This window comes from Shigella sp. SIG3 (assembly GCF_053555855.1).
In genome coordinates this window covers 38,776-60,681 of the sequence record NZ_JBQZXE010000010.1, presented here as the reverse complement: position 1 = coordinate 60,681, position 21,906 = coordinate 38,776, and the positions used below count along the sequence as shown (strand labels likewise).

Sequence of the window (21,906 nt, the reverse complement as noted above, 5' to 3'; positions counted from 1 at the left end):
GACATCAATATCCTTAAAGTAAATAAGACTATTCCTGACTATTATTGATAAATGGTTTTAAACCCGCCCGTTAATTAACTCACCAGCTGAAATTCACAATAATTAAGTGATATCGACAGCGCGTTTTTGCATTATTTTGTTACATGCGGCGATGAATTGCCGATTTAACAAACACTTTTCTTTGCTTTTGCGCAAACCCGCTGGCATCAAGCGCCACACAGACGTAACAAGGACTGTTAACCGGGGAAGATATGTCCTAAAATGCCGCTCGCGTCGCAAACTGACACTTTATATTTGCTGTGGAAAATAGTGAGTCATTTTAAAACAGTGATGACGATGAGGGATTTTTTCTTACAGCTATTCATAACGTTAATTTGCTTCGCACGTTGGACGTAAAATAAACAACGCTGATATTAGCCGTAAACATCGGGTTTTTTACCTCGGTATGCCTTGTGACTGGCTTGACAAGCTTTTCCTCCGCTCCGTAAACTCCTTTCAGTGGGAAATTGTGGGGCAAAGTGGGAATAAGGGGTGAGGCTGGCATGTTCCGGGGAGCAACGTTAGTCAATCTCGACAGCAAAGGGCGCTTATCAGTGCCTACCCGTTATCGGGAACAGCTGCTTGAGAACGCTGCCGGTCAAATGGTTTGCACCATTGACATTCATCACCCGTGCCTGCTGCTTTACCCCCTGCCTGAATGGGAAATTATCGAGCAAAAATTATCGCGTCTGTCGAGCATGAACCCGGTTGAGCGCCGTGTGCAGCGCCTACTGTTAGGTCATGCCAGCGAATGTCAGATGGATGGCGCAGGTCGATTGTTAATCGCGCCAGTACTGCGGCAACATGCCGGGCTGACAAAAGAAGTGATGCTGGTTGGACAGTTCAACAAGTTTGAGCTGTGGGATGAAACAACCTGGCATCAACAGGTCAAGGAAGATATCGACGCAGAGCAGTTGGCTACCGGAGACTTATCGGAGCGACTGCAGGACTTGTCTCTATAAAATGATGGAAAACTATAAACATACTACGGTGCTGCTGGATGAAGCCGTTAATGGCCTCAATATCCGTCCTGATGGCATCTACATTGATGGGACTTTTGGTCGCGGTGGTCACTCACGTCTGATCCTCTCGCAGCTTGGCGAAGAGGGGCGTTTGCTGGCGATCGATCGCGACCCGCAGGCTATCGCCGTTGCGAAGACTATTGATGATCCGCGCTTCTCCATCATCCACGGACCTTTCTCCGCGCTGGGCGAATACGTTGCCGAGCGCGATCTTATTGGCAAGATCGACGGCATTCTCCTCGATCTTGGCGTCTCTTCACCGCAACTTGATGATGCTGAACGCGGCTTTTCCTTTATGCGCGATGGTCCGCTGGACATGCGTATGGACCCAACCCGTGGGCAGTCAGCCGCTGAATGGCTACAAACCGCAGAAGAAGCCGATATCGCCTGGGTATTGAAAACCTATGGTGAAGAGCGTTTTGCCAAACGCATTGCCCGCGCCATTGTCGAGCGTAACCGCGAACAGCCGATGACCCGCACCAAAGAACTGGCGGAAGTCGTGGCTGCTGCAACGCCGGTGAAAGATAAGTTTAAACATCCCGCGACCCGTACCTTCCAGGCGGTGCGCATTTGGGTAAACAGTGAACTGGAGGAGATAGAGCAGGCGCTAAAAAGCTCGCTCAACGTGCTGGCCCCGGGTGGGCGGCTTTCGATCATCAGCTTCCACTCGCTGGAAGACCGTATTGTGAAACGTTTTATGCGTGAAAACAGCCGCGGTCCGCAAGTTCCGGCAGGGTTACCGATGACTGAAGAGCAGCTCAAAAAACTGGGTGGCCGTCAGCTGCGAGCACTAGGCAAGTTAATGCCGGGCGAAGAAGAGGTGGCTGAGAACCCTCGTGCCCGTAGTTCAGTTCTGCGTATTGCAGAGAGGACGAACGCATGATCAGCAGAGTGACAGAAGCTCTAAGCAAAGTTAAAGGATCGATGGGAAGCCACGAGCGCCATGCATTGCCTGGTGTTATCGGTGACGATCTTTTGCGATTTGGGAAGCTGCCACTCTGCCTGTTCATTTGCATTATTTTGACGGCGGTGACCGTGGTAACCACGGCGCACCATACCCGTTTACTGACCGCTCAGCGCGAACAACTGGTGCTGGAGCGAGATGCTTTAGACATTGAATGGCGCAACCTGATCCTTGAAGAGAATGCGCTCGGCGACCATAGCCGGGTGGAAAGGATCGCCACGGAAAAGCTGCAAATGCAGCATGTTGATCCGTCACAAGAAAATATCGTAGTGCAAAAATAAGGATAAACGCGACGCATGAAAGCAGCGGCGAAAACGCAGAAACCAAAACGTCAGGAAGAACATGCCAACTTTATCAGTTGGCGTTTTGCGTTGTTATGCGGCTGTATTCTCCTGGCGCTGGCTTTTCTGCTCGGACGCGTAGCGTGGTTACAAGTTATCTCCCCGGATATGCTGGTGAAAGAGGGCGACATGCGTTCTCTTCGCGTTCAGCAAGTTTCCACCTCCCGCGGCATGATTACTGACCGTTCTGGTCGCCCGTTAGCGGTGAGCGTGCCGGTAAAAGCGATTTGGGCTGACCCGAAAGAAGTGCATGACGCTGGCGGTATCAGCGTCGGTGACCGCTGGAAGGCGCTGGCTAACGCGCTCAATATTCCGCTGGATCAGCTTTCTGCCCGCATTAACGCCAACCCGAAAGGGCGCTTTATTTATCTGGCGCGTCAGGTAAACTCTGACATGGCGGACTACATCAAAAAACTGAAACTGCCGGGGATTCATCTGCGTGAAGAGTCTCGCCGTTACTATCCGTCCGGCGAAGTGACTGCTCACCTCATCGGCTTTACTAACGTCGATAGTCAAGGGATTGAGGGCGTTGAGAAGAGTTTCGATAAATGGCTTACCGGGCAGCCGGGTGAGCGCATTGTGCGTAAAGACCGCTATGGTCGCGTAATTGAAGATATTTCTTCTACTGACAGCCAGGCAGCGCACAACCTGGCGCTGAGTATTGATGAACGCCTGCAGGCGCTGGTTTATCGCGAACTGAACAATGCGGTGGCCTTTAACAAGGCTGAATCTGGTAGCGCCGTGCTGGTGGATGTCAACACAGGTGAAGTGCTGGCGATGGCTAACAGCCCGTCATACAACCCTAACAATCTGAGCGGCACGCCGAAAGAGGCGATGCGTAACCGTACCATCACCGACGTGTTTGAACCGGGCTCAACGGTTAAACCGATGGTGGTGATGACCGCGTTGCAACGTGGCGTGGTGCGGGAAAACTCGGTACTCAATACCATTCCTTATCGAATTAACGGCCACGAAATCAAAGACGTGGCACGCTACAGCGAATTAACCCTGACCGGGGTATTACAGAAGTCGAGTAACGTCGGTGTTTCCAAGCTGGCGTTAGCGATGCCGTCCTCAGCGTTAGTAGATACTTACTCACGTTTTGGACTGGGAAAAGCGACCAATTTGGGGTTGGTCGGAGAACGCAGTGGCTTATATCCTCAAAAACAACGGTGGTCTGACATAGAGAGGGCCACCTTCTCTTTCGGCTACGGGCTAATGGTAACACCGTTACAGTTAGCGCGAGTCTACGCAACTATCGGCAGCTACGGCATTTATCGCCCACTGTCGATTACCAAAGTTGACCCCCCGGTTCCCGGTGAACGTGTCTTCCCGGAATCCATTGTTCGCACCGTGGTGCATATGATGGAAAGCGTGGCGCTACCAGGCGGCGGCGGCGTGAAGGCGGCGATTAAAGGCTATCGTATCGCCATTAAAACCGGTACCGCGAAAAAGGTCGGGCCGGACGGTCGCTACATCAATAAATATATTGCTTATACCGCAGGCGTTGCGCCTGCGAGTCAGCCGCGCTTCGCGCTGGTTGTTGTTATCAACGATCCGCAGGCGGGTAAATACTACGGCGGCGCCGTTTCCGCGCCGGTCTTTGGTGCCATCATGGGCGGCGTATTGCGTACCATGAACATCGAGCCGGATGCGCTGACAACGGGCGATAAAAATGAATTTGTGATTAATCAAGGCGAGGGGACAGGTGGCAGATCGTAATTTGCGCGACCTTCTTGCTCCGTGGGTGCCAGACGCACCTTCGCGAGCACTGCGAGAGATGACACTCGACAGCCGTGTGGCTGCGGCGGGCGATCTCTTTGTAGCTGTAGTAGGTCATCAGGCGGACGGGCGTCGATATATCCCGCAGGCGATAGCGCAAGGTGTGGCTGCCATTATTGCAGAGGCGAAAGATGAGGCGACCGACGGTGAAATCCGTGAAATGCACGGCGTACCGGTCATCTATCTCAGCCAGCTCAACGAGCGTTTATCTGCACTGGCGGGCCGCTTTTACCATGAACCCTCTGACAATTTACGTCTCGTAGGCGTAACGGGCACCAACGGCAAAACCACGACGACCCAGCTTCTGGCGCAGTGGAGCCAACTGCTTGGCGAAACCAGCGCGGTAATGGGCACCGTTGGTAACGGTCTGCTGGGGAAAGTGATCCCGACAGAAAATACTACCGGTTCGGCAGTTGATGTTCAGCATGAGCTGGCGGGGCTGGTGGATCAGGGCGCGACTTTTTGCGCAATGGAAGTTTCCTCCCACGGGCTGGTACAGCACCGTGTGGCGGCATTGAAATTTCCGGCGTCGGTCTTTACCAACTTAAGCCGCGATCACCTTGATTATCATGGTGATATGGAACACTACGAAGCTGCGAAATGGCTGCTTTATTCTGAACATCATTGCGGTCAGGCGATTATTAACGCCGACGATGAAGTGGGCCGCCGCTGGCTGGCAAAACTGCCGGACGCGGTTGCGGTATCAATGGAAGATCATATCAATCCGAACTGTCACGGACGCTGGTTGAAAGCGACCGAAGTGAACTATCACGACAGCGGCGCGACCATTCGCTTTAGTTCAAGCTGGGGCGATGGCGAAATTGAAAGCCATCTGATGGGCGCTTTTAACGTCAGCAACCTGTTGCTCGCGCTGGCAACACTGCTGGCGCTGGGCTATCCACTGGCTGATCTGCTGAAAACCGCCGCGCGTCTGCAACCGGTTTGCGGACGTATGGAAGTGTTCACTGCGCCAGGCAAACCGACGGTGGTGGTGGATTACGCGCATACGCCGGATGCACTGGAAAAAGCCTTACAGGCGGCGCGCCTGCACTGTGCGGGCAAGCTGTGGTGCGTCTTTGGCTGTGGTGGCGATCGCGATAAAGGTAAGCGTCCACTGATGGGCGCAATTGCCGAAGAGTTTGCTGACGTGGCGGTGGTGACGGACGATAACCCGCGTACCGAAGAACCGCGTGCCATCATCAACGATATTCTGGCGGGAATGTTAGATGCCGGACATGCCAAAGTGATGGAAGGCCGTGCTGAAGCGGTGACTTGCGCCGTTATGCAGGCTAAAGAGAATGATGTGGTACTGGTCGCGGGCAAAGGCCATGAGGATTACCAGATTGTTGGCAATCAGCGTCTGGACTACTCCGATCGCGTCACGGTGGCGCGTCTGCTGGGGGGGATTGCATGATTAGCGTAACCCTTAGCCAACTTACCGATATTCTCAACGGTGAACTGCAAGGTGCAGATATCACCCTTGATGCTGTAACCACTGATACCCGAAAACTGACGCCGGGCTGCCTGTTTGTTGCCCTGAAAGGTGAACGTTTTGATGCCCACGATTTTGCCGACCAGGCGAAAGCTGGCGGCGCAGGCGCACTACTGGTTAGCCGTCCGCTGGACATCGACCTGCCGCAGTTAATCGTCAAGGATACGCGTCTGGCGTTTGGTGAACTGGCTGCATGGGTTCGCCAGCAAGTTCCGGCGCGCGTGGTTGCTCTGACGGGGTCCTCCGGCAAAACCTCCGTTAAAGAGATGACGGCGGCGATTTTAAGCCAGTGCGGCAACACGCTTTATACGGCAGGCAATCTCAACAACGACATCGGTGTACCGATGACGCTGTTGCGCTTAACGCCGGAATACGATTACGCAGTTATTGAACTTGGCGCGAACCATCAGGGCGAGATTGCCAGGACTGTGAGTCTGACTCGCCCGGAAGCGGCGCTGGTCAACAACCTGGCAGCGGCGCATCTGGAAGGTTTTGGCTCGCTTGCGGGTGTCGCGAAAGCGAAAGGTGAAATCTTTAGCGGCCTGCCGGAAAACGGTATCGCCATTATGAACGCCGACAACAACGACTGGCTGAACTGGCAGAGCGTAATTGGCTCACGCAAAGTGTGGCGTTTCTCACCCAATGCCGCCAACAGCGATTTCACCGCCACCAATATCCATGTGACCTCGCACGGTATGGAATTTACCCTACAAACCCCAACCGGTAGCGTCGATGTTCTGCTGCCGTTGCCGGGGCGTCACAATATTGCGAATGCGCTGGCAGCCGCTGCGCTCTCCATGTCCGTGGGCGCAACGCTTGATGCTATCAAAGCGGGGCTGGCAAATCTGAAAGCTGTTCCTGGCCGTCTGTTCCCCATCCAACTGGCAGAAAACCAGTTGCTGCTCGACGACTCCTACAACGCCAATGTCGGTTCAATGACCGCAGCTGTTCAGGTACTGGCTGAAATGCCGGGCTACCGCGTGCTGGTGGTGGGCGATATGGCGGAACTGGGCGCTGAAAGCGAAGACTGCCATGTACAGGTGGGCGAGGCGGCAAAAGCTGCTGGTATTGACCGCGTGTTAAGCATGGGTAAACAAAGCCATGCTATCAGCACCGCCAGCGGCGTTGGCGAACATTTTGCTGATAAAACTGCGTTAATTACGCGTCTTAAATCACTGATTGCTGAGCAACAGGTAATTACGATTTTAGTTAAGGGTTCACGTAGTGCTGCCATGGAAGAGGTAGTACGCGCTTTACAGGAGAATGGGACATGTTAGTTTGGCTGGCCGAACATTTGGTCAAATATTATTCCGGCTTTAACGTCTTTTCCTATCTGACGTTTCGCGCCATCGTCAGCCTGCTGACCGCGCTGTTCATCTCATTGTGGATGGGCCCGCGCATGATTGCTCATTTGCAAAAACTTTCCTTTGGTCAGGTAGTGCGTAACGACGGTCCTGAATCACACTTCAGCAAGCGCGGTACGCCGACCATGGGCGGGATTATGATCCTGACAGCGATTGTGATCTCCGTGCTGCTGTGGGCTTACCCGTCCAATCCGTACGTCTGGTGCGTGTTGGTGGTGCTGGTAGGTTACGGTGTTATTGGCTTTGTTGATGATTATCGCAAAGTGGTGCGTAAAGATACCAAAGGGTTGATCGCTCGTTGGAAATATTTCTGGATGTCGGTCATTGCGCTGGGTGTTGCTTTCGCTTTGTACCTTGCCGGCAAAGACACGCCCGCAACGCAGCTGGTGGTCCCATTCTTTAAAGATGTGATGCCGCAACTGGGGCTGTTCTACATTCTGCTGGCTTACTTCGTCATTGTGGGTACTGGCAACGCGGTAAACCTGACCGATGGTCTTGACGGTCTGGCAATTATGCCGACCGTATTTGTCGCCGGTGGTTTTGCGCTGGTGGCGTGGGCGACCGGCAACATGAACTTTGCCAGCTATTTACACATACCGTATCTGCGACACGCCGGGGAACTGGTTATTGTCTGTACCGCGATAGTCGGGGCAGGACTGGGCTTCCTGTGGTTTAACACCTATCCGGCGCAGGTCTTTATGGGCGATGTCGGTTCGCTGGCGTTAGGTGGTGCGTTAGGCATTATCGCCGTACTGCTACGTCAGGAATTCCTGCTGGTGATTATGGGGGGCGTGTTCGTGGTAGAAACGCTTTCTGTCATCCTGCAGGTCGGCTCCTTTAAACTGCGCGGACAACGTATTTTCCGCATGGCACCGATTCATCACCACTATGAACTGAAAGGCTGGCCGGAACCGCGCGTCATTGTGCGTTTCTGGATTATTTCGCTGATGCTGGTCCTGATTGGTCTGGCAACGCTGAAGGTACGTTAATCATGGCTGATTACCAGGGTAAAAATGTTGTCATTATCGGCCTGGGCCTCACCGGGCTTTCCTGCGTGGACTTTTTCCTCGCTCGCGGTGTGACGCCGCGCGTTATGGATACGCGTATGACACCGCCTAGCCTGGATAAATTACCCGAAGCCGTAGAACGCCACACGGGCAGTCTGAATGATGAATGGTTGATGGCGGCAGATCTGATTGTCGCCAGTCCCGGTATTGCACTGGCGCATCCATCCTTAAGCGCTGCCGCTGATGCCGGAATCGAAATCGTTGGCGATATCGAGCTGTTTTGTCGCGAAGCACAAGCACCGATTGTGGCGATTACCGGTTCTAACGGCAAAAGCACGGTCACCACGCTAGTGGGTGAAATGGCGAAAGCGGCGGGGGTTAACGTTGGTGTGGGTGGCAATATTGGCCTGCCTGCGTTGATGCTACTGGATGATGAGTGTGAACTGTACGTGCTGGAACTGTCGAGCTTCCAGCTGGAAACCACCTCCAGCTTACAGGCGGTAGCAGCGACCATTCTGAACGTGACTGAAGATCATATGGATCGCTACCCGTTTGGTTTACAACAGTATCGTGCAGCAAAACTGCGCATTTACGAAAACGCGAAAGTTTGCGTGGTTAATGCTGATGATGCCTTAACAATGCCGATTCGCGGTGCGGATGAACGCTGCGTCAGCTTTGGCGTCAACATGGGTGACTATCACCTGAATCATCAGCAGGGCGAAACCTGGCTGCGGGTTAAAGGCGAGAAAGTGCTGAATGTGAAAGAGATGAAACTTTCCGGGCAGCATAACTACACCAATGCGCTGGCGGCGCTGGCGCTGGCAGATGCCGCAGGGTTACCGCGCGCCAGCAGCCTGAAAGCGTTAACCACCTTCACCGGTCTGCCGCATCGCTTTGAAGTGGTGCTGGAGCATAACGGTGTGCGCTGGATTAACGATTCAAAAGCGACCAACGTCGGCAGTACGGAAGCGGCGCTGAATGGCCTGCACGTAGACGGCACGCTGCATTTGTTGCTGGGCGGCGATGGTAAATCGGCGGACTTTAGCCCACTGGCGCGTTACCTGAATGGCGATAACGTACGTCTGTATTGTTTCGGTCGTGACGGCGCGCAGCTGGCGGCGCTACGCCCGGAAGTGGCAGAACAAACCGAAACTATGGAACAGGCTATGCGCTTGCTGGCTCCGCGTGTTCAGCCGGGCGATATGGTTCTGCTCTCCCCGGCCTGTGCCAGCCTTGATCAGTTCAAGAACTTTGAACAACGAGGCAATGAGTTTGCCCGTCTGGCGAAGGAGTTAGGTTGATGCGTTTATCTCTCCCTCGCCTGAAAATGCCGCGCCTGCCAGGATTCAGTATCTTGGTCTGGATCTCCACGGCGCTAAAGGGCTGGGTGATGGGCTCGCGGGAAAAAGATACCGACAGCCTGATCATGTACGATCGCACCTTACTGTGGCTGACCTTCGGCCTCGCGGCGATTGGCTTTATCATGGTGACCTCGGCGTCAATGCCCATAGGGCAACGCTTAACCAACGATCCGTTCTTCTTCGCGAAGCGTGATGGTGTCTATCTGATTTTGGCGTTTATTCTGGCGATCATTACGCTGCGTCTGCCGATGGAGTTCTGGCAACGCTACAGTGCCACGATGCTGCTCGGATCTATCATCCTGCTGATGATCGTGCTGGTAGTAGGTAGCGCTGTTAAAGGGGCATCGCGTTGGATCGATCTCGGTTTGCTGCGTATCCAGCCTGCGGAGCTGACAAAACTGTCGCTGTTTTGCTATATCGCCAACTATCTGGTGCGTAAAGGCGACGAAGTACGTAATAACCTGCGCGGCTTCCTGAAACCGATGGGCGTGATTCTGGTGTTGGCAGTGTTACTGCTGGCACAGCCAGACCTTGGTACGGTGGTGGTGTTGTTTGTGACTACGCTGGCGATGTTGTTCCTGGCGGGAGCGAAATTGTGGCAGTTCATTGCCATTATCGGTATGGGCATTTCAGCGGTTGTGTTGCTGATCCTCGCCGAACCGTACCGTATCCGCCGTGTTACCGCATTCTGGAACCCGTGGGAAGATCCCTTTGGCAGCGGCTATCAGTTAACGCAATCGCTGATGGCGTTTGGTCGCGGCGAACTTTGGGGGCAAGGTTTAGGTAATTCGGTACAAAAACTGGAGTATCTGCCGGAAGCGCACACTGACTTTATTTTCGCCATTATCGGCGAAGAATTAGGTTATGTCGGTGTGGTACTAGCACTTTTAATGGTATTCTTCGTCGCTTTTCGTGCGATGTCGATTGGCCGCAAAGCATTAGAAATTGACCACCGTTTTTCCGGTTTTCTCGCCTGTTCTATTGGCATCTGGTTTAGCTTCCAGGCGCTGGTTAACGTAGGCGCGGCGGCGGGGATGTTACCGACCAAAGGTCTGACATTGCCGCTAATCAGTTACGGTGGTTCGAGCTTACTGATTATGTCGACAGCCATCATGATGCTGTTGCGTATTGATTATGAAACGCGTCTGGAGAAAGCGCAGGCGTTTGTACGAGGTTCACGATGAGTGGTCAAGGAAAGCGATTAATGGTGATGGCAGGCGGAACCGGTGGACATGTATTCCCGGGACTGGCGGTTGCGCACTATCTAATGGCTCAGGGTTGGCAAGTTCGCTGGCTGGGGACTGCCGACCGTATGGAAGCGGACTTAGTGCCAAAACATGGCATCGAAATTGATTTCATTCGTATCTCTGGTTTGCGTGGAAAAGGTATAAAAGCACTGATAGCTGCGCCGCTGCGTATCTTCAACGGCTGGCGTCAGGCGCGGGCGATTATGAAAGCGTACAAACCTGACGTGGTACTCGGTATGGGCGGCTATGTATCAGGTCCAGGTGGTCTGGCCGCGTGGTCGTTAGGCATTCCGGTTGTACTTCATGAACAAAACGGTATTGCGGGCTTAACCAATAAATGGCTGGCGAAGATTGCTACCAAAGTGATGCAGGCGTTTCCAGGCGCTTTCCCTAATGCGGAAGTGGTGGGTAACCCGGTGCGTACCGATGTGCTGGCGCTGCCGTTGCCGCAGCAACGTTTGGCTGGACGTGAAGGTCCGGTTCGTGTGTTGGTAGTGGGTGGTTCCCAGGGCGCACGCATTCTTAACCAGACAATGCCGCAGGTTGCTGCGAAACTGGGTGATTCAGTCACTATCTGGCATCAGAGCGGCAAAGGTTCGCAACAATCCGTTGAACAGGCGTATGCCGAAGCGGGGCAACCGCAGCATAAAGTGACTGAATTTATTGATGATATGGCGGCGGCGTATGCGTGGGCGGATGTCGTCGTTTGCCGCTCCGGTGCTTTAACTGTGAGTGAAATCGCCGCGGCAGGACTACCGGCGTTGTTTGTGCCGTTTCAACATAAAGACCGCCAGCAATACTGGAATGCGCTACCGCTGGAAAAAGCGGGCGCAGCCAAAATTATCGAGCAGCCACAGCTTAGCGTGGATGCTGTCGCCAACACCCTGGCCGGGTGGTCGCGAGAAACCTTATTAACCATGGCAGAACGCGCCCGCGCTGCATCCATTCCGGATGCCACCGAGCGAGTGGCAAATGAAGTGAGCCGGGCTGCCCGGGCGTAATTGTAGCGATGCCTTTTGCATCGTATGAATTTAAGAAGTTAATGGCGTAAAGAATGAATACACAACAATTGGCAAAACTGCGTTCCATCGTGCCCGAAATGCGTCGCGTTCGGCACATACATTTTGTCGGCATTGGTGGTGCCGGTATGGGCGGTATTGCCGAAGTTCTGGCCAATGAAGGTTATCAGATCAGTGGTTCCGATTTAGCGCCAAATCCGGTCACGCAGCAGTTACTGAATCTGGGTGCGACGATTTATTTCAACCATCGCCCGGAAAACGTACGTGATGCCAGCGTGGTCGTTGTTTCCAGCGCCATTTCTGCCGACAACCCGGAAATTGTCGCAGCTCATGAAGCGCGTATTCCGGTGATCCGTCGTGCCGAAATGCTGGCTGAGTTAATGCGTTTTCGTCATGGCATCGCCATTGCAGGAACGCACGGCAAAACGACAACTACCGCGATGGTTTCCAGCATCTACGCAGAAGCGGGGCTCGACCCAACCTTCGTTAACGGCGGGCTGGTAAAAGCGGCGGGGGTTCATGCGCGTTTGGGGCATGGTCGGTACCTGATTGCCGAAGCAGATGAGAGTGATGCATCGTTCCTGCATCTGCAACCGATGGTGGCGATTGTCACCAATATCGAAGCCGACCACATGGATACCTACCAGGGCGACTTTGAGAATTTAAAACAGACCTTTATTAATTTTCTGCACAACCTGCCTTTTTACGGTCGTGCGGTGATGTGTGTTGATGATCCGGTGATCCGCGAATTGTTACCGCGTGTGGGACGTCAGACCACAACTTACGGCTTCAGCGAAGATGCCGACGTGCGTGTAGAAGATTATCAGCAGATTGGCCCGCAGGGGCACTTTACGCTGCTGCGTCAGGACAAAGAGCCGATGCGCGTCACCCTGAATGCGCCAGGCCGTCATAACGCGCTGAACGCCGCAGCTGCGGTTGCGGTTGCTACGGAAGAGGGAATTGACGACGAGGCTATTTTGCGTGCGCTGGAGAGCTTCCAGGGGACTGGTCGCCGTTTTGATTTCCTCGGTGAATTCCCGCTGGAGCCAGTGAATGGTAAAAGCGGTACGGCAATGCTGGTCGATGACTACGGCCACCACCCGACGGAAGTTGACGCCACCATTAAAGCGGCGCGCGCAGGCTGGCCGGATAAAAACCTGGTAATGCTGTTTCAGCCGCACCGTTTTACCCGTACGCGCGACCTGTATGATGATTTCGCCAATGTGCTGACGCAGGTTGATACCCTGTTGATGCTGGAAGTGTATCCGGCTGGCGAAGCGCCAATTCCGGGAGCGGACAGCCGTTCGCTGTGTCGCACAATTCGTGGACGTGGGAAAATTGATCCCATTCTGGTGCCGGACCCTGCGCAGGTAGCCGAGATGCTGGCACCGGTATTAACCGGTAACGACCTGATTCTCGTTCAGGGGGCTGGTAATATCGGAAAAATTGCCCGTTCTTTAGCTGAAATCAAACTGAAGCCGCAAACTCCGGAGGAAGAACAACATGACTGATAAAATCGCGGTCCTGTTGGGCGGGACTTCCGCTGAGCGGGAAGTTTCTCTGAATTCTGGCGCAGCGGTGTTAGCCGGGCTGCGTGAAGGCGGTATTGATGCGTATCCTGTCGACCCGAAAGAAGTCGACGTGACGCAACTGAAGTCGATGGGTTTTCAGAAAGTGTTTATCGCGCTACACGGTCGCGGCGGTGAAGATGGTACGCTGCAGGGCATGCTCGAGCTGATGGGCTTGCCTTATACCGGCAGCGGAGTGATGGCATCTGCGCTTTCAATAGATAAACTACGCAGCAAACTTCTGTGGCAAGGTGCCGGTTTACCGGTCGCGCCGTGGGTAGCGTTAACCCGCGCAGAGTTTGAAAAAGGCCTGAGCGATAAGCAGTTAGCAGAAATTTCTGCTCTGGGTTTGCCGGTTATCGTTAAGCCGAGCCGCGAAGGTTCCAGTGTGGGAATGTCAAAAGTAGTAGCAGAAAATGCTCTACAAGATGCATTAAGATTGGCATTTCAGCACGATGAAGAAGTATTGATTGAAAAATGGCTAAGTGGGCCGGAGTTCACGGTTGCGATACTCGGTGAAGAAATTTTACCGTCAATACGTATTCAACCGTCCGGAACCTTCTATGATTATGAGGCGAAGTATCTCTCTGATGAGACACAGTATTTCTGCCCCGCAGGTCTGAAAGCGTCACAAGAGGCCAATTTGCAGGCATTAGTGCTGAAAGCATGGACGACGTTAGGTTGCAAAGGATGGGGACGTATTGACGTTATGCTGGACAGTGATGGACAGTTTTATCTGCTGGAAGCCAATACCTCACCGGGTATGACCAGCCACAGCCTGGTGCCGATGGCGGCACGTCAGGCAGGTATGAGCTTCTCGCAGTTGGTAGTACGAATTCTGGAACTGGCGGACTAATATGTCGCAGGCTGCTCTGAACACGCGAAACAGCGAAGAAGAGGTTTCTTCTCGCCGCAATAATGGAACGCGTCTGGCGGGGATCCTTTTCCTGCTGACCGTTTTAACGACAGTGTTGGTGAGCGGCTGGGTCGTGTTGAGCTGGATGGAAGATGCGCAACGCCTGCCGCTCTCAAAGCTGGTGTTGACCGGTGAACGCCATTACACGCGTAATGACGATATCCGGCAGTCGATCCTGGCATTGGGTGAGCCGGGTACCTTTATGACCCAGGATGTCAACATCATCCAGACGCAAATAGAACAACGCCTGCCGTGGATTAAGCAGGTGAGCGTCAGAAAGCAGTGGCCTGATGAATTGAAGATTCATCTGGTTGAATATGTGCCGATTGCGCGGTGGAATGATCAACACATGGTAGACGCGGAAGGAAACACCTTCAGCGTGCCGCCAGATCGCACCAGCAAGCAGGTGCTTCCAATGCTGTATGGCCCGGAAGGCAGCGCTAATGAAGTGTTGCAGGGCTATCGCGAAATGGGGCAGATGCTGGCAAAGGACAGATTTACTCTGAAGGAAGCGGCGATGACCGCGCGGCGTTCCTGGCAGTTGACGCTGAATAACGATATTAAGCTCAATCTTGGCCGGGGCGATACGATGAAACGTTTGGCTCGCTTTGTAGAACTTTATCCGGTTTTACAGCAGCAGGCGCAAACCGATGGCAAACGGATTAGCTACGTTGATTTGCGTTATGACTCTGGAGCGGCAGTAGGCTGGGCGCCCTTGCCGCCAGAGGAATCTACTCAGCAACAAAATCAGGCACAGGCAGAACAACAATGATCAAGGCGACGGACAGAAAACTGGTAGTAGGACTGGAAATTGGTACCGCGAAGGTTGCCGCTTTAGTAGGGGAAGTTCTGCCCGACGGTATGGTCAATATCATTGGCGTGGGCAGCTGCCCGTCACGTGGTATGGATAAAGGCGGGGTGAACGACCTCGAATCCGTGGTCAAGTGCGTACAACGCGCCATTGACCAGGCAGAATTGATGGCAGATTGTCAGATCTCTTCGGTATATCTGGCGCTTTCTGGTAAGCACATCAGCTGCCAGAATGAAATTGGTATGGTGCCTATTTCTGAAGAAGAAGTGACGCAAGAAGATGTGGAAAACGTCGTCCATACCGCGAAATCGGTGCGTGTGCGCGATGAGCATCGTGTGCTGCATGTGATCCCGCAAGAGTATGCGATTGACTATCAGGAAGGGATCAAGAATCCGGTAGGACTTTCGGGTGTGCGGATGCAGGCAAAAGTGCACCTGATCACATGTCACAACGATATGGCGAAAAACATCGTCAAAGCGGTTGAACGTTGTGGGCTGAAAGTTGACCAACTGATATTTGCCGGACTGGCATCAAGTTATTCGGTATTGACGGAAGATGAACGTGAACTGGGTGTCTGCGTCGTCGATATCGGTGGTGGTACAATGGATATCGCCGTTTATACCGGTGGGGCATTACGCCACACTAAGGTAATTCCTTATGCTGGCAATGTCGTGACCAGTGATATCGCTTACGCCTTTGGCACGCCGCCAAGCGACGCCGAAGCGATTAAAGTTCGCCACGGTTGTGCGCTGGGTTCCATCGTTGGAAAAGATGAGAGCGTGGAAGTGCCGAGCGTAGGCGGTCGTCCGCCGCGGAGTCTGCAACGTCAGACCCTGGCAGAGGTGATCGAGCCGCGCTATACCGAGTTGCTCAACCTGGTCAACGAAGAGATATTGCAGTTGCAGGAAAAGCTTCGCCAACAAGGGGTTAAACATCACCTGGCGGCAGGCATTGTATTAACCGGTGGCGCAGCGCAGATCGAAGGTCTTGCAGCCTGTGCTCAGCGCGTGTTTCATACGCAAGTGCGTATCGGCGCGCCGCTGAACATTACCGGTTTAACGGATTATGCTCAGGAGCCGTATTATTCGACGGCGGTGGGATTGCTTCACTATGGGAAAGAGTCACATCTTAACGGTGAAGCTGAAGTAGAAAAACGTGTTACAGCATCAGTTGGCTCGTGGATCAAGCGACTCAATAGTTGGCTGCGAAAAGAGTTTTAATTTTTATGAGGCCGACGATGATTACGGCCTCAGGCGACAGGCACAAATCGGAGAGAAACTATGTTTGAACCAATGGAACTTACCAATGACGCGGTGATTAAAGTCATCGGCGTCGGCGGCGGCGGCGGTAATGCTGTTGAACACATGGTGCGCGAGCGTATTGAAGGTGTTGAATTCTTCGCGGTAAATACCGATGCACAAGCGCTGCGTAAAACAGCGGTTGGACAGACGATTCAAATCGGTAGCGGTATCACCAAAGGACTGGGCGCTGGCGCTAATCCAGAAGTTGGCCGCAATGCGGCTGATGAGGATCGCGATGCATTGCGTGCGGCGCTGGAAGGTGCAGACATGGTCTTTATTGCTGCGGGTATGGGTGGTGGTACCGGTACAGGTGCAGCACCAGTCGTCGCTGAAGTGGCAAAAGATTTGGGTATCCTGACCGTTGCTGTCGTCACTAAGCCTTTCAACTTTGAAGGCAAGAAGCGTATGGCATTCGCCGAGCAGGGGATCACTGAACTGTCCAAGCATGTGGACTCTCTGATCACTATCCCGAACGACAAACTGCTGAAAGTTCTGGGCCGCGGTATCTCCCTGCTGGATGCGTTTGGCGCAGCGAACGATGTACTGAAAGGCGCTGTGCAAGGTATCGCCGAACTGATTACTCGTCCGGGTTTGATGAACGTGGACTTTGCAGACGTACGCACCGTAATGTCTGAAATGGGCTACGCAATGATGGGTTCTGGCGTGGCGAGCGGTGAAGACCGTGCGGAAGAAGCTGCTGAAATGGCTATCTCTTCTCCGCTGCTGGAAGATATCGACCTGTCTGGCGCGCGCGGCGTGCTGGTTAACATCACGGCGGGCTTCGACCTGCGTCTGGATGAGTTCGAAACGGTAGGTAACACCATCCGTGCATTTGCTTCCGACAACGCGACTGTGGTTATCGGTACTTCTCTTGACCCGGATATGAATGACGAGCTGCGCGTAACCGTTGTTGCGACAGGTATCGGCATGGACAAACGTCCTGAAATCACTCTGGTGACCAATAAGCAGGTTCAGCAGCCAGTGATGGATCGCTACCAGCAGCATGGGATGGCTCCGCTGACCCAGGAGCAGAAGCCGGTTGCTAAAGTAGTGAATGACAATGCGCCGCAAACTGCGAAAGAGCCGGATTATCTGGATATCCCAGCATTCCTACGTAAGCAAGCTGATTAAGAATTGACTGGAATTTGGGTTTCGAGGCTCTTTGTGCTAAACTGGCCCGCCGAATGTATAGTACACTTCGGTTGGATAGGTAATTTGGCGAGATAATACGATGATCAAACAAAGGACACTTAAACGTATCGTTCAGGCGACGGGTGTCGGTTTACATACCGGCAAGAAAGTCACCCTGACGTTACGCCCTGCGCCGGCCAACACCGGGGTCATCTATCGTCGCACCGACTTGAATCCACCGGTAGATTTCCCGGCCGATGCCAAATCTGTGCGTGATACCATGCTCTGTACGTGTCTGGTCAACGAGCATGATGTACGGATTTCAACCGTAGAGCACCTCAATGCTGCTCTCGCGGGCCTGGGCATCGATAACATTGTTATCGAAGTTAACGCGCCGGAAATCCCGATCATGGACGGCAGCGCCGCTCCGTTTGTATACCTGCTGCTTGACGCCGGTATCGACGAGTTGAACTGCGCCAAAAAATTTGTTCGCATCAAAGAGACTGTTCGTGTCGAAGATGGCGATAAGTGGGCTGAATTTAAGCCGTACAATGGTTTTTCGCTGGATTTCACCATCGATTTTAACCATCCGGCTATTGATTCCAGCAACCAGCGCTATGCGATGAACTTCTCCGCTGATGCGTTTATGCGCCAGATCAGCCGTGCGCGTACGTTCGGTTTCATGCGTGATATCGAATATCTGCAGTCCCGTGGTTTGTGCCTGGGCGGCAGCTTCGATTGTGCCATCGTTGTTGACGATTATCGCGTACTGAACGAAGACGGCCTGCGTTTTGAAGACGAATTTGTGCGTCACAAAATGCTCGATGCGATCGGTGACTTGTTCATGTGTGGTCACAATATTATTGGTGCATTTACCGCTTATAAATCCGGTCATGCACTGAATAACAAACTGCTGCAGGCTGTCCTGGCGAAACAGGAAGCCTGGGAATATGTGACCTTCCAGGACGACGCAGAACTGCCGTTGGCCTTCAAAGCGCCTTCAGCTGTACTGGCATAACGACATTTATACTGTCGTATAAAATTCGACTGGCAAATCTGGCACTCTCTCCGGCCAGGTGAACCAGTCGTTTTTTTTTGAATTTTATAAGAGCTATAAAAAACGGTGCGAACGCTGTTTTCTTAAGCACTTTTACGCACAACTTATCTTCATTCGTGCTGTGGACTTCAGGCTTTAATGATAAGATTTGTGCGCTAAATACGTTTGAATTCGATCGGGATGGCAATAACGTGAGTGGAATACTGACGCGCTGGCGACAGTTTGGTAAACGCTACTTCTGGCCGCATCTCTTATTAGGGATGGTCGCGGCGAGTTTAGGTTTGCCTGCGCTCAGCAACGCCGCCGAACCAAACGCGCCCGCAAAAGCGACAACCCGCAACCACGAGCCTTCAGCCAAAGTTAACTTTGGTCAATTGGCCTTGCTGGAAGCGAACACGCGCCGCCCGAATTCGAACTATTCCGTTGATTACTGGCATCAACATGCTATTCGCACGGTAATCCGTCATCTTTCTTTCGCAATGGCACCGCAAACACTGCCCGTTGCTGAAGAATCTTTGCCTCTTCAGGCGCAACATCTTGCATTACTGGATACGCTCAGCGCGCTGCTGACCCAGGAAGGCACGCCGTCTGAAAAGGGTTATCGCATTGATTATGCGCATTTTACCCCACAAGCAAAATTCAGCACGCCCGTCTGGATAAGCCAGGCGCAAGGCATCCGTGCTGGCCCTCAACGCCTCACCTAACAACAATAAACCTTTACTTCATTTTATTAACTCCGTAACGCGGGGCGTTTGAGATTTTATTATGCTAATCAAATTGTTAACTAAAGTTTTCGGTAGTCGTAACGATCGCACCCTGCGCCGGATGCGCAAAGTGGTCAACATCATCAATGCCATGGAACCGGAGATGGAAAAACTCTCCGATGAAGAACTGAAAGGGAAAACCGCAGAGTTTCGTGCGCGTCTGGAAAAAGGCGAAGTGCTGGAAAATCTGATCCCGGAAGCTTTCGCCGTGGTGCGTGAGGCAAGTAAGCGCGTCTTTGGTATGCGTCACTTCGACGTTCAGTTACTCGGCGGTATGGTTCTTAACGAACGCTGCATCGCCGAAATGCGTACCGGTGAAGGTAAAACCCTGACCGCAACGCTGCCTGCTTACCTGAACGCACTAACCGGTAAAGGCGTGCACGTAGTTACCGTCAACGACTACCTGGCGCAACGTGACGCCGAAAACAACCGTCCGCTGTTTGAATTCCTTGGCCTGACTGTTGGTATCAACCTGCCGGGCATGCCAGCACCGGCAAAGCGCGAAGCTTACGCAGCTGACATCACTTACGGTACGAACAACGAATACGGCTTTGACTACCTGCGCGACAACATGGCGTTCAGCCCTGAAGAACGTGTACAGCGTAAACTGCACTATGCGCTGGTGGACGAAGTGGACTCCATCCTGATCGATGAAGCGCGTACACCGCTGATCATTTCCGGCCCGGCAGAAGACAGCTCGGAAATGTATAAACGCGTGAATAAAATTATTCCGCACCTGATCCGTCAGGAAAAAGAAGACTCCGAAACCTTCCAGGGCGAAGGCCACTTCTCGGTGGACGAAAAATCTCGCCAGGTGAACCTGACCGAACGTGGTCTGGTGCTGATTGAAGAACTGCTGGTGAAAGAGGGCATCATGGATGAAGGGGAGTCTCTGTACTCTCCGGCCAACATCATGCTGATGCACCACGTAACGGCGGCGCTGCGCGCTCATGCGCTGTTTACCCGTGACGTCGACTACATCGTTAAAGATGGTGAAGTTATCATCGTTGACGAACACACCGGTCGTACCATGCAGGGCCGACGCTGGTCCGATGGTCTGCACCAGGCTGTGGAAGCGAAAGAAGGTGTGCAGATCCAGAACGAAAACCAAACGCTGGCTTCGATCACCTTCCAGAACTACTTCCGTCTGTATGAAAAACTGGCGGGGATGACCGGTACTGCTGATACCGAAGCTTTCGAATTTAGCTCCATCTACAAACTGGATACCGTCGTTGTTCCGACCAACCGTCCAATGATTCGTAAAGATCTGCCGGACCTGGTCTACATGACTGAAGCGGAAAAAATTCAGGCGATCATTGAAGATATCAAAGAACGTACTGCGAAAGGCCAGCCGGTGCTGGTGGGTACTATCTCCATCGAAAAATCGGAGCTGGTGTCAAACGAACTGACCAAAGCCGGTATTAAGCACAATGTCCTGAACGCCAAATTCCACGCCAACGAAGCGGCGATTGTTGCTCAGGCAGGTTATCCGGCTGCGGTGACTATCGCGACCAACATGGCGGGTCGTGGTACAGATATTGTGCTCGGAGGTAGCTGGCAGGCAGAAGTTGCCGCGCTGGAAAATCCGACCGCAGAGCAAATTGAAAAAATTAAAGCCGACTGGCAGGTACGTCACGATGCGGTACTGGAAGCAGGTGGCCTGCATATCATCGGTACCGAGCGTCACGAATCCCGTCGTATCGATAACCAGTTGCGCGGTCGTTCTGGTCGTCAGGGGGATGCTGGTTCTTCCCGTTTCTACCTGTCGATGGAAGATGCGCTGATGCGTATTTTTGCTTCCGACCGAGTATCCGGCATGATGCGTAAACTGGGTATGAAGCTAGGCGAAGCCATTGAACACCCGTGGGTGACTAAAGCGATTGCCAACGCCCAGCGTAAAGTTGAAAGTCGTAACTTCGACATTCGTAAGCAACTGCTGGAATATGATGACGTGGCTAACGATCAGCGTCGCGCCATTTACTCCCAGCGTAACGAACTGCTGGATGTCAGCGATGTGAGCGAAACCATCAACAGCATTCGTGAAGATGTGTTCAAAGCCACCATTGATGCCTACATTCCGCCACAGTCGCTGGAAGAAATGTGGGATATTCCGGGGCTGCAGGAACGTCTGAAGAACGATTTCGACCTCGATTTACCAATTGCCGAGTGGCTGGATAAAGAACCAGAACTGCATGAAGAGACGCTGCGTGAGCGCATTCTGGCGCAGTCCATCGAAGTGTATCAGCGTAAAGAAGAAGTGGTTGGTGCTGAGATGATGCGTCACTTCGAGAAAGGCGTCATGCTGCAAACGCTTGACTCCCTGTGGAAAGAGCACCTGGCAGCGATGGACTATCTGCGTCAGGGTATCCACCTGCGTGGCTATGCACAGAAAGATCCGAAGCAGGAATACAAACGTGAATCGTTCTCCATGTTTGCAGCGATGCTGGAGTCGTTGAAATATGAAGTTATCAGTACGCTGAGCAAAGTTCAGGTACGTATGCCTGAAGAGGTTGAGGAGCTGGAACAACAGCGTCGTATGGAAGCCGAGCGTTTAGCACAAATGCAGCAGCTTAGCCATCAGGATGACGACTCTGCAGCCGCAGCTGCACTGGCGGCGCAAACCGGTGAACGCAAAGTAGGACGTAACGATCCTTGCCCGTGCGGTTCTGGTAAAAAATACAAGCAGTGCCATGGTCGCCTGCAATAAAAGCTAACAGTTG

18 protein-coding genes are annotated in these 21,906 nt (G+C 53.1%); all 18 read left to right on the top strand.

The window, feature by feature from the left end; genetic code table 11:
- Window positions 1-542: 542 nt before the first annotated feature.
- The 18 genes from mraZ to secA all read left to right on the top strand — a co-directional run bounded on the left by mraZ (window position 543) and on the right by secA (window position 21,893).
- Window positions 543-1,001: a division/cell wall cluster transcriptional repressor MraZ gene (gene mraZ, locus ACUU1I_RS04120; RefSeq protein ID WP_001295770.1), complete on the top strand. Its 459-nt coding sequence runs from the start codon at window positions 543-545 to the stop codon at window positions 999-1,001.
- A 1-nt stretch (window position 1,002) separates the two neighbouring features.
- On the top strand, window positions 1,003-1,944 hold the full coding sequence (gene rsmH / locus ACUU1I_RS04115; RefSeq protein WP_000970479.1) for a 16S rRNA (cytosine(1402)-N(4))-methyltransferase RsmH: 942 nt from the start codon (window positions 1,003-1,005) through the stop codon (window positions 1,942-1,944).
- Window positions 1,941-2,306, top strand: a complete 366-nt coding sequence (ftsL, locus tag ACUU1I_RS04110) for a cell division protein FtsL (RefSeq protein ID WP_000625658.1) — start codon at window positions 1,941-1,943, stop codon at window positions 2,304-2,306. Before rsmH ends, ftsL begins: the two co-directional genes overlap by 4 nt.
- A 15-nt stretch (window positions 2,307-2,321) precedes the next feature.
- Window positions 2,322-4,088, top strand: a complete 1,767-nt coding sequence (gene ftsI / locus ACUU1I_RS04105; RefSeq protein WP_000642214.1) for a peptidoglycan glycosyltransferase FtsI — start codon at window positions 2,322-2,324, stop codon at window positions 4,086-4,088.
- Window positions 4,075-5,562: a UDP-N-acetylmuramoyl-L-alanyl-D-glutamate--2,6-diaminopimelate ligase gene (gene murE, locus ACUU1I_RS04100; RefSeq protein WP_000785134.1), complete on the top strand. Its 1,488-nt coding sequence runs from the start codon at window positions 4,075-4,077 to the stop codon at window positions 5,560-5,562. Before ftsI ends, murE begins: the two co-directional genes overlap by 14 nt.
- A complete protein-coding gene (gene murF, locus ACUU1I_RS04095; protein ID WP_000626671.1) occupies window positions 5,559-6,917 on the top strand; it encodes a UDP-N-acetylmuramoyl-tripeptide--D-alanyl-D-alanine ligase in 1,359 nt (452 codons plus the stop codon). Before murE ends, murF begins: the two co-directional genes overlap by 4 nt.
- Entirely contained in the window at window positions 6,911-7,993 is a 1,083-nt protein-coding gene (gene mraY, locus ACUU1I_RS04090) for a phospho-N-acetylmuramoyl-pentapeptide-transferase (RefSeq protein WP_000964131.1), read from the top strand. The genes murF and mraY overlap by 7 nt, the downstream gene beginning before the upstream one ends.
- 2 nt (window positions 7,994-7,995) lie before the next feature.
- A complete protein-coding gene (gene murD / locus ACUU1I_RS04085) occupies window positions 7,996-9,312 on the top strand; it encodes a UDP-N-acetylmuramoyl-L-alanine--D-glutamate ligase (protein ID WP_000796492.1) in 1,317 nt (438 codons plus the stop codon).
- Complete coding sequence (ftsW, locus tag ACUU1I_RS04080) at window positions 9,312-10,556, top strand: cell division protein FtsW (RefSeq protein ID WP_001239796.1); 1,245 nt, start codon at window positions 9,312-9,314, stop codon at window positions 10,554-10,556. Before murD ends, ftsW begins: the two co-directional genes overlap by 1 nt.
- Window positions 10,553-11,620: an undecaprenyldiphospho-muramoylpentapeptide beta-N-acetylglucosaminyltransferase gene (gene murG / locus ACUU1I_RS04075; protein ID WP_000016583.1), complete on the top strand. Its 1,068-nt coding sequence runs from the start codon at window positions 10,553-10,555 to the stop codon at window positions 11,618-11,620. Before ftsW ends, murG begins: the two co-directional genes overlap by 4 nt.
- Window positions 11,621-11,673: 53 nt before the next feature.
- A complete protein-coding gene (gene murC / locus ACUU1I_RS04070; protein WP_001096033.1) occupies window positions 11,674-13,149 on the top strand; it encodes a UDP-N-acetylmuramate--L-alanine ligase in 1,476 nt (491 codons plus the stop codon).
- Window positions 13,142-14,062, top strand: a complete 921-nt coding sequence (ddlB, locus tag ACUU1I_RS04065; protein WP_000130036.1) for a D-alanine--D-alanine ligase — start codon at window positions 13,142-13,144, stop codon at window positions 14,060-14,062. Before murC ends, ddlB begins: the two co-directional genes overlap by 8 nt.
- 1 nt (window position 14,063) lies before the next feature.
- Complete coding sequence (gene ftsQ / locus ACUU1I_RS04060) at window positions 14,064-14,894, top strand: cell division protein FtsQ (protein ID WP_000075753.1); 831 nt, start codon at window positions 14,064-14,066, stop codon at window positions 14,892-14,894.
- Window positions 14,891-16,153 (top strand): cell division protein FtsA, encoded by a 1,263-nt coding sequence (ftsA, locus tag ACUU1I_RS04055; protein WP_000588474.1) that lies wholly within the window; start codon window positions 14,891-14,893, stop codon window positions 16,151-16,153. The genes ftsQ and ftsA overlap by 4 nt, the downstream gene beginning before the upstream one ends.
- 60 nt (window positions 16,154-16,213) lie before the next feature.
- On the top strand, window positions 16,214-17,365 hold the full coding sequence (gene ftsZ / locus ACUU1I_RS04050) for a cell division protein FtsZ (protein ID WP_000462776.1): 1,152 nt from the start codon (window positions 16,214-16,216) through the stop codon (window positions 17,363-17,365).
- Window positions 17,366-17,465: 100 nt separating this feature from the next.
- A complete protein-coding gene (lpxC, locus tag ACUU1I_RS04045; RefSeq protein ID WP_000595482.1) occupies window positions 17,466-18,383 on the top strand; it encodes a UDP-3-O-acyl-N-acetylglucosamine deacetylase in 918 nt (305 codons plus the stop codon).
- Window positions 18,384-18,613: 230 nt separating this feature from the next.
- Window positions 18,614-19,126 carry a secA translation cis-regulator SecM gene (secM, locus tag ACUU1I_RS04040; RefSeq protein ID WP_000014321.1) on the top strand — a complete coding sequence of 171 codons (513 nt, stop codon included), beginning with the start codon at window positions 18,614-18,616 and terminating at the stop codon, window positions 19,124-19,126.
- 61 nt (window positions 19,127-19,187) lie between these two features.
- A complete protein-coding gene (gene secA, locus ACUU1I_RS04035) occupies window positions 19,188-21,893 on the top strand; it encodes a preprotein translocase subunit SecA (protein ID WP_000905785.1) in 2,706 nt (901 codons plus the stop codon).
- Window positions 21,894-21,906 lie beyond the last annotated feature (13 nt).